The sequence below is a fragment of the uncultured Sphingomonas sp. genome (genome assembly GCF_913778135.1).
In the GTDB taxonomy this organism is placed as follows: domain Bacteria; phylum Pseudomonadota; class Alphaproteobacteria; order Sphingomonadales; family Sphingomonadaceae; genus Sphingomonas.
This window is the reverse complement of sequence record NZ_CAJYVU010000127.1, coordinates 1-6,113: the sequence shown is the minus strand read 5'-3', so window position 1 is coordinate 6,113 and position 6,113 is coordinate 1. Positions and strand designations below refer to the sequence as shown.

Below are 6,113 nucleotides of genomic sequence, written 5' to 3'. Positions count from 1 at the left end.
TTGTGCGCGAGGCAGCGGAACGGCTGCGCCAGCCACCATTGCGGAAAGGTGTTGGTCGAATAACGCTGGTGAAAGATCGCGACGCGGCTCTCGAACCGCTGGTCGCACAGATCGGGGTAGAAGACCGACAGGCTCTCGGCGAGGAACAGCCCCTTGTAGATGATCGAGCGGCAGCTGAGCGAGCAGACATAGAAGCCCTGGATCTGCGCGGCGATCACGCGCTTCTCGATCCGGCGGCGGACGAGGTACAGGTTCTTCTCGAACTCGTCGGCGCTTGCTTCATCGGGCAACGGCCCGGCGATCATGATCTGCTCGATCTCGGGCCGGGTCAGCTGCGCCTTGGCGCCGATCACCGACACGTCGACCGGCACCTGCCGCCAGCCGTAAATGGTGTAGCCGGCCTGGATCATCTCCGCCTCGACGATCGTACGGCACGTCTCCTGCGCGCCCAGATCGGTGCGCGGCAGGAACACCATGCCGACCGCGAGGCGATTGGGCAGCAGCTTGTGCCCCGACGCCGCGACGCAATCGTCGAAGAAGCGCACCGGCAGGTCGACGTGCAGCCCGGCGCCGTCCCCGGTCTTGCCGTCGGCGTCGACCGCGCCGCGGTGCCACACGGCCTTCAACGCATCGATCGCGGACTGAACGACGCGGCGCGACGGCTTGCCATCGGTCGCGGCGACGAGCCCGACGCCGCATGCGTCGCCTTCGAACTCGGGGCGGTACATGCCGTGCTCGGCAAGCCAGGCGCGCTGGTCGGTCATCGATGCGTCACTCATGCTGCCACCTTCGTGCTCGCGGCCTTGGCCTTCAAATACTTGTGCATCGCAGCCGACACGTCGCGCCCGTCGCGGATCGCCCAGACGACCAGGCTCGCGCCGCGCACGATGTCGCCGGCGGCGAACACGCCGTCGAGGCTGGTCATCAGCGTCTTCGCATCGACCAGCACCGTGCCCCAGCGCGTGACGCCCAACTCTGGCGCGCCCCACAGGTGCGGCAGGTCCTCCGCATCGAAGCCGAGCGCCTTGATGACGAGATCGGCCGGCATGTCCTCGGCGGCGCCGGGGTCGATCTCGGGCGAACGCCTGCCGCTGGCGTCCGCGCCGCCCAATCGCATGCGATTGGCGCGGACATGCGTGACCTGGCCGGCTTCCTCGACGAACGAGGCGGGGGCGGAGAGCCAGACGAACTCGACGCCTTCTTCCTCCGCGTTCGCTACCTCGCGCTGGCTGCCGGGCATGTTGGCGCGGTCGCGGCGGTAGAGGCACTTCACGCTCTTCGCGCCCTGACGGATTGCGGTGCGGACGCAGTCCATCGCGGTGTCGCCGCCGCCGATCACGACGACGTTCTTGCCCGCCGCATTGAGACTGCCGTTCTCGAACTCAGGCACCTGGTCGCCGAAGCTCTTGCGATTGGAGGCGGTGAGATAGTCGAGTGCCGCGACGACACCCGACGCACCGTGCCCGTCGACCTCTATCGCGCGCGCCTTGTACACGCCGGTCGCGATCAGCACCGCGTCGTGGCGCTGCCGCACTTCGTCGAGCGTCGCGTCCTCGCCGACTGCGAAACCTTCGTGAAAGACGATGCCACCCGCCTTCAACCGGTCGACACGGCGCGTGACGACGGGCTTTTCGAGCTTGAAGCCCGGTATGCCGTAGGTCAGCAATCCGCCCGCGCGGTCGTGGCGATCGTAGACGTGGACCTCGTAGCCGTGCCCGCGCAGATACTCCGCCGCCGACAGCCCCGCCGGCCCCGCGCCGATCACGCCGACCGACTGGCCGCGTGCGGGTCCGGGCACGAGCGGCTCGACCCAGCCTTCCTCCCACGCCTTGTCGGTGACGAACTTCTCGACCGACCCGATCGTCACCGCGCCGTGGCCGGTGAACTCGATCACGCAATTGCCTTCGCACAAACGGTCCTGCGGGCAGATGCGGCCGCAGATCTCGGGCATGGTCGAGGTCGCGTTCGACAGCTCGTACGCCTCGCGCAGCCGCCCTTCCGCAGTCAGCCGCAGCCAGTCGGGTATGTGGTTGTGCAGCGGACAATGCACCGAGCAGTATGGCACACCACATTGCGAGCAGCGCGCCGACTGATCCTCGGCGGATTGTACCGCGTAGCGCTCGGCGATCTCGCGGAAATCCTCCGCGCGCGCCTCTGCATCGCGCTTCGCGGGATAGGCTTGCGGGCGTTCAACGAAACGAAGCATGTCGGCCATCGGTCAATCTCCGATCGCCGCAATTTCATATCAAAGTCGCAGTGTCACGCGAAATCAAACAACATAAGCATCATGTCGGACCTAATTCCGTGCATTTAGCGGGTTGCAGTCTCCCCTAGGACAACTCGTTAGCCGATAAAGGCCCGATGTGGACCATCAATGCATCAATAGGAATAAAGCCGCAGCACCCGCGACGATCCGGTACCACGCGAAGGGTGCGAAGCCGTGCCGCCCGACGATGCCGACGAACCAGCGCACCACCAGCAACGCGACGATGAACGACACGATGAAACCGACCGCGATCGCGCCCGGCCCGGCGCCTTGCCCCGCCGTCAGTTCGTGATGATGCCCGGCGAGCTCGACCACGCTTGCGCCGAGCATTGTCGGGATGGCGAGAAAGAAGCTGAACTCGGCCGCGGTGCGCCGCTCGACACCCAGCGTCAGCGCGCCGAGGATCGTCGCGCCCGACCGGCTGACGCCCGGCACCATCGCCAAGCACTGGATGAAGCCGACGCCGAGCGCGGTGCGCGCGGGCACGTCGGCGATGCCGCGCGTCGTACCCGGTTTCACCACGCGTTCGATCACCAGAATGGCAAGACCACCGACGATCAGCGCCACCGCGACGACGCGCGGTTGCAGCAGCAGCGCCTCGATCTGCTTCTTGAGCGCCAGGCCGATCACCGCGGCGGGCACGAAGGCGATTAGCAGGTTGCGCACGAAACGGATCGGGCCGGCCTCGCGGCGGAACAGCCCTAGCAGCACGGTCCAGAACGTCCGCCAGTAGAGCACCACCACCGCCAGGATCGCGCCCAGCTGGATCACGATGTTGAACAGCCGCCAGTGCGCCTCGTCGTAACCGAGCAGCGCGCTCGCCAAGATGAGATGGCCGGTGGAGGAGACGGGCAGGAACTCGGTCACCCCCTCGACGATGCCGAGGAGGACGGCGGTGAGCAGGTCGTTCAAGAGGGCGTCTCCGGTAGGAAGGGGTAGCGACGTCAGCCTTTGGCTGCGTCGCTCAGCAGCGAGAAGCGACCCGCCTTGCGATAGCGCACCAGCCAGCCCGGCGCGACCGCGTCGAACGGCGTGCGCGCGAGGCCCATCGCGGTCAGGCCTTCGCTGCCGGCGGAGACCACGGAATCGCGCTGGAGCAGCTTCCACTGGTCGCCCGTCAGCGGCCCGCCCGGAACGCTCGCCAGCAGCCCGCCGACCACGTCGGGCAGCGGAAGGAAGGTCGGGTTGCGACCGATATGCGAAGCGATCCGCTGCTGGATCTCGAGCATGGTGAGCACCTCGGGGCCGCCGAGCTCGAACGTCTCGCCGCCGAAGCGCGTTGGATCGCCTAGGCTCGCGACCACCGCGCTCGCCACGTCGCCGACATAGACCGGCTGAAAGCGGGCTTGGGCGCGCAGCACGGGCACCACCGGCAGCTTCGCGATCATGCCGGCAAAGCGGTTGATGAACTGGTCCTCGCGCCCGAACACAGTCGACGGGCGCAGGATCGTGGCGTTGGCAAAAGCTTCGCGCACCGCGGCCTCCGCCTCGTCCTTGGTGCGGGCGTAGTTGGACGCGCTCTCCGCATCGGCGCCGATCGCGGATACATGAACCAGCGCGCCGACGCCCATGCGGGTCGCCGCCTCGGCCACCGCACGCGCGCCGTCGACGTGGATGCGCTGCAGGTTGCCCTCAAAGCTGCCGACCAGGTTGACGACCCCGTCGGCATGCTCGACCGCGCGCGCGATCGTGTCGGGGCGCGTCACGTCGGCGGCGACGAACTGCGTCTGTCCGAGCCCACCCTGCGGTTTCAGGAAGAACGCCCGGCGCGGATCGCGCTGCGCGATGCGGACGCGCGCGCCCGCCTGCAACAGCGCCTGCGCGACGTAGCGGCCGAGAAAGCCGCCGCCGCCGATCAGGGTCACGAGCTTGTTGTTCACGCCAGTCATCAACGAAGGGGTCATCAACTGCAGATCCTGGAAAGCCGCGGCCGCTTTAGCCGGGCGGGTCGTGCAATAACAAGGCTGCGCGCTTCGCGGGCGCAACCGCAGCGTTTTTCTGGTCGCGAAGGCGTTGACAAGGCTCCCTACGCTCCACTAGAGGCGCCGGCCTACCCGGAAGCGTTCGCGCTTCCACCCGTGCCCAGATGGCGGAATTGGTAGACGCACCAGCTTCAGGTGCTGGCGATCGCAAGGTCGTGGAGGTTCGAGTCCTCTTCTGGGCACCATATCTTGTCAGCGGTGCATCGCGGGCTGGCGCAAGGCGGCCACTCCTGCGATGAACCGCAGACTGCTGGGGCGTCGCCAAGCGGTAAGGCACCGGTTTTTGGTACCGGCATTCGTAGGTTCGAATCCTGCCGCCCCAGCCAGCCACCCGATTGTGGGCAAGTCACTGTTGTTACTCGATAAACCCTGCGGATCTAAATGCCTTGACCATATGGGGAGGCACCCCGTTCTGGCCCCTGCATTTCACCTGTGCGCCTACGGACTTAATCCTGCAAGAGTCAGTGGTCGCGTTCAGCAATCCGCCCCCCCCGCATCGTGAGGGGCGACTGGCACGAATCACTACTTGTGCGAACGGTGGGAGGGCGGTCCGATCGCGGGAGGTGGGTGACATAGCCCCAGTCACTGCATTTATTCCGCGTGCTGTTCCCGAGCTGCTGCGCTGGGTTCCAGCCAGCGTCCAGGCACCGACCCCGCGAACCGCGACCTCTGCTCGGACGTGGCACCCAAAGCCACAAGCATCAGCGAGAAGGGTGTGTGCTGGGGCTTGCCCTTGGTGCTTAGAAACTTCACTCGTCCCTGCAGCAGAAAAATGTCGGCGGCATCACTTAACGTGTCATGGAAAAATACTGAGTCGGTCCTCACTGGTACAAGGCAAATCACCGTCTGAACCTTGCCTGCACGCCATTGTTCATGCGCGCGCCGGAGCCAAGCAAGCATGTTTGAGAAGGGTGGATTGACGAACGCAAGTCGACCGGACCAATCATCGACAAGGCCGTCGCCACCCTCGTTCAAAAGAATTCGTCGGCGTGCAACCACGGGGCTGCGAAGGTCGGCGCAAGGATCGAGATCAACTGGGCCGAAAGCGGCATAGATGTCATCCATGAAGTCTGGCGGGGTGAAGCGGCTGTCCCGGTCTGCCTTGTCGCCTTGTCCCCAGAACGATCTCTCCGGCGCTCGGCGGCGCGCATGCGGTGCGAGCACCGCCAACATCTTCATCATACTCGCAACCGACCCGCCGCCACGTTCCAGGCTGGCCACAGTCGTCCGCGACAGACCCGCTTTGGTCGCCACCTGATCCAGCGACCACGAGCGCCTGAGTCTCCGGGAGCGGAGTTGTTCGGGCAGGGACGCGCCGCCGCCCAGACCTGTGAGGCGGAAATCCAATGCCGTCATGACGGCAGTCAACGTCGCAACCGAACCTACGCCCGCTTCCAGCCTCTTGATTGTCTGAACGTCCAGAGACATGCGGCTGGCCAAGGCTCGCTGCGACAAGCCAGACGACCGGCGGGCTGTCCGGATTTCCTCAATGATAATCTGATACCTCCCGAGGTCATATTCTGACGATCATGCGCCTTTGAAGTTGTCTGGCTCTAATTTCTTTAGGTGGTGGAAATCAGCCATTCGGTGTGTGAGCGTTAAGGGCTTGATTGAGCTAAAGCCATTGTGTTCGTTGAAGACCGCCACCTACGATGGCGTTGCTTCTTCACATAATGCCTACTTGAACCCCAATCAGGAGGACGCGCTCAGCACAGCCGGCAGGGCCGCGGCTTGCGCCGTTTAGGGTCAGGACTCGTTGATCACAGCCAGAAGATGACGGTGGCAGCGAGGGCGACGGCAGAGAAGAAGGCGATGGGGCAGCGGTCGTAGCGGGTGGCGACGCGGCGCCAGTCCTTCAGGCGGCC

General features: G+C 65.5%; 4 protein-coding genes, 2 tRNA genes and 2 pseudogenes. 2 read left to right on the top strand and 6 right to left on the bottom strand.

Annotation, left to right across the window (positions count from 1 at the left end; all coding sequences use genetic code 11):
- From QZ847_RS11705 to QZ847_RS11690, 4 genes and pseudogenes are all read right to left on the bottom strand, one after another.
- Positions 1-779, bottom strand: a pseudogene (locus tag QZ847_RS11705) (glutamate synthase large subunit); the annotation flags it as partial.
- A complete protein-coding gene (locus tag QZ847_RS11700) occupies positions 776-2,215 on the bottom strand; it encodes an NAD(P)-dependent oxidoreductase (protein WP_294356675.1) in 1,440 nt (479 codons plus the stop codon). The gene QZ847_RS11700 and the pseudogene QZ847_RS11705, both read right to left, overlap by 4 nt.
- 156 nt (positions 2,216-2,371) lie before the next feature.
- A complete protein-coding gene (locus QZ847_RS11695) occupies positions 2,372-3,178 on the bottom strand; it encodes an undecaprenyl-diphosphate phosphatase (RefSeq protein ID WP_294356673.1) in 807 nt (268 codons plus the stop codon).
- Positions 3,179-3,210: 32 nt separating this feature from the next.
- On the bottom strand, positions 3,211-4,146 hold the full coding sequence (locus QZ847_RS11690; protein WP_294356671.1) for a complex I NDUFA9 subunit family protein: 936 nt from the start codon (positions 4,144-4,146) through the stop codon (positions 3,211-3,213).
- A 200-nt stretch (positions 4,147-4,346) separates the two neighbouring features.
- Between QZ847_RS11690 and QZ847_RS11685 the strand changes: the two genes are divergently transcribed.
- Together QZ847_RS11685 and QZ847_RS11680 are read left to right on the top strand one after the other, a co-directional pair.
- Positions 4,347-4,433: transfer RNA gene (locus QZ847_RS11685), tRNA-Leu, on the top strand.
- A 66-nt stretch (positions 4,434-4,499) separates the two neighbouring features.
- Positions 4,500-4,574, top strand: a tRNA-Gln gene (locus QZ847_RS11680).
- A 265-nt stretch (positions 4,575-4,839) separates the two neighbouring features.
- Here QZ847_RS11680 and QZ847_RS11675 read toward each other — a convergent pair.
- Both QZ847_RS11675 and QZ847_RS11670 read right to left on the bottom strand, forming a co-directional pair.
- Positions 4,840-5,730: a DNA N-6-adenine-methyltransferase gene (locus QZ847_RS11675; protein ID WP_366930195.1), complete on the bottom strand. Its 891-nt coding sequence runs from the start codon at positions 5,728-5,730 to the stop codon at positions 4,840-4,842.
- 278 nt (positions 5,731-6,008) lie between these two features.
- Positions 6,009-6,113, bottom strand: a pseudogene (locus QZ847_RS11670) (IS5/IS1182 family transposase); the annotation flags it as partial.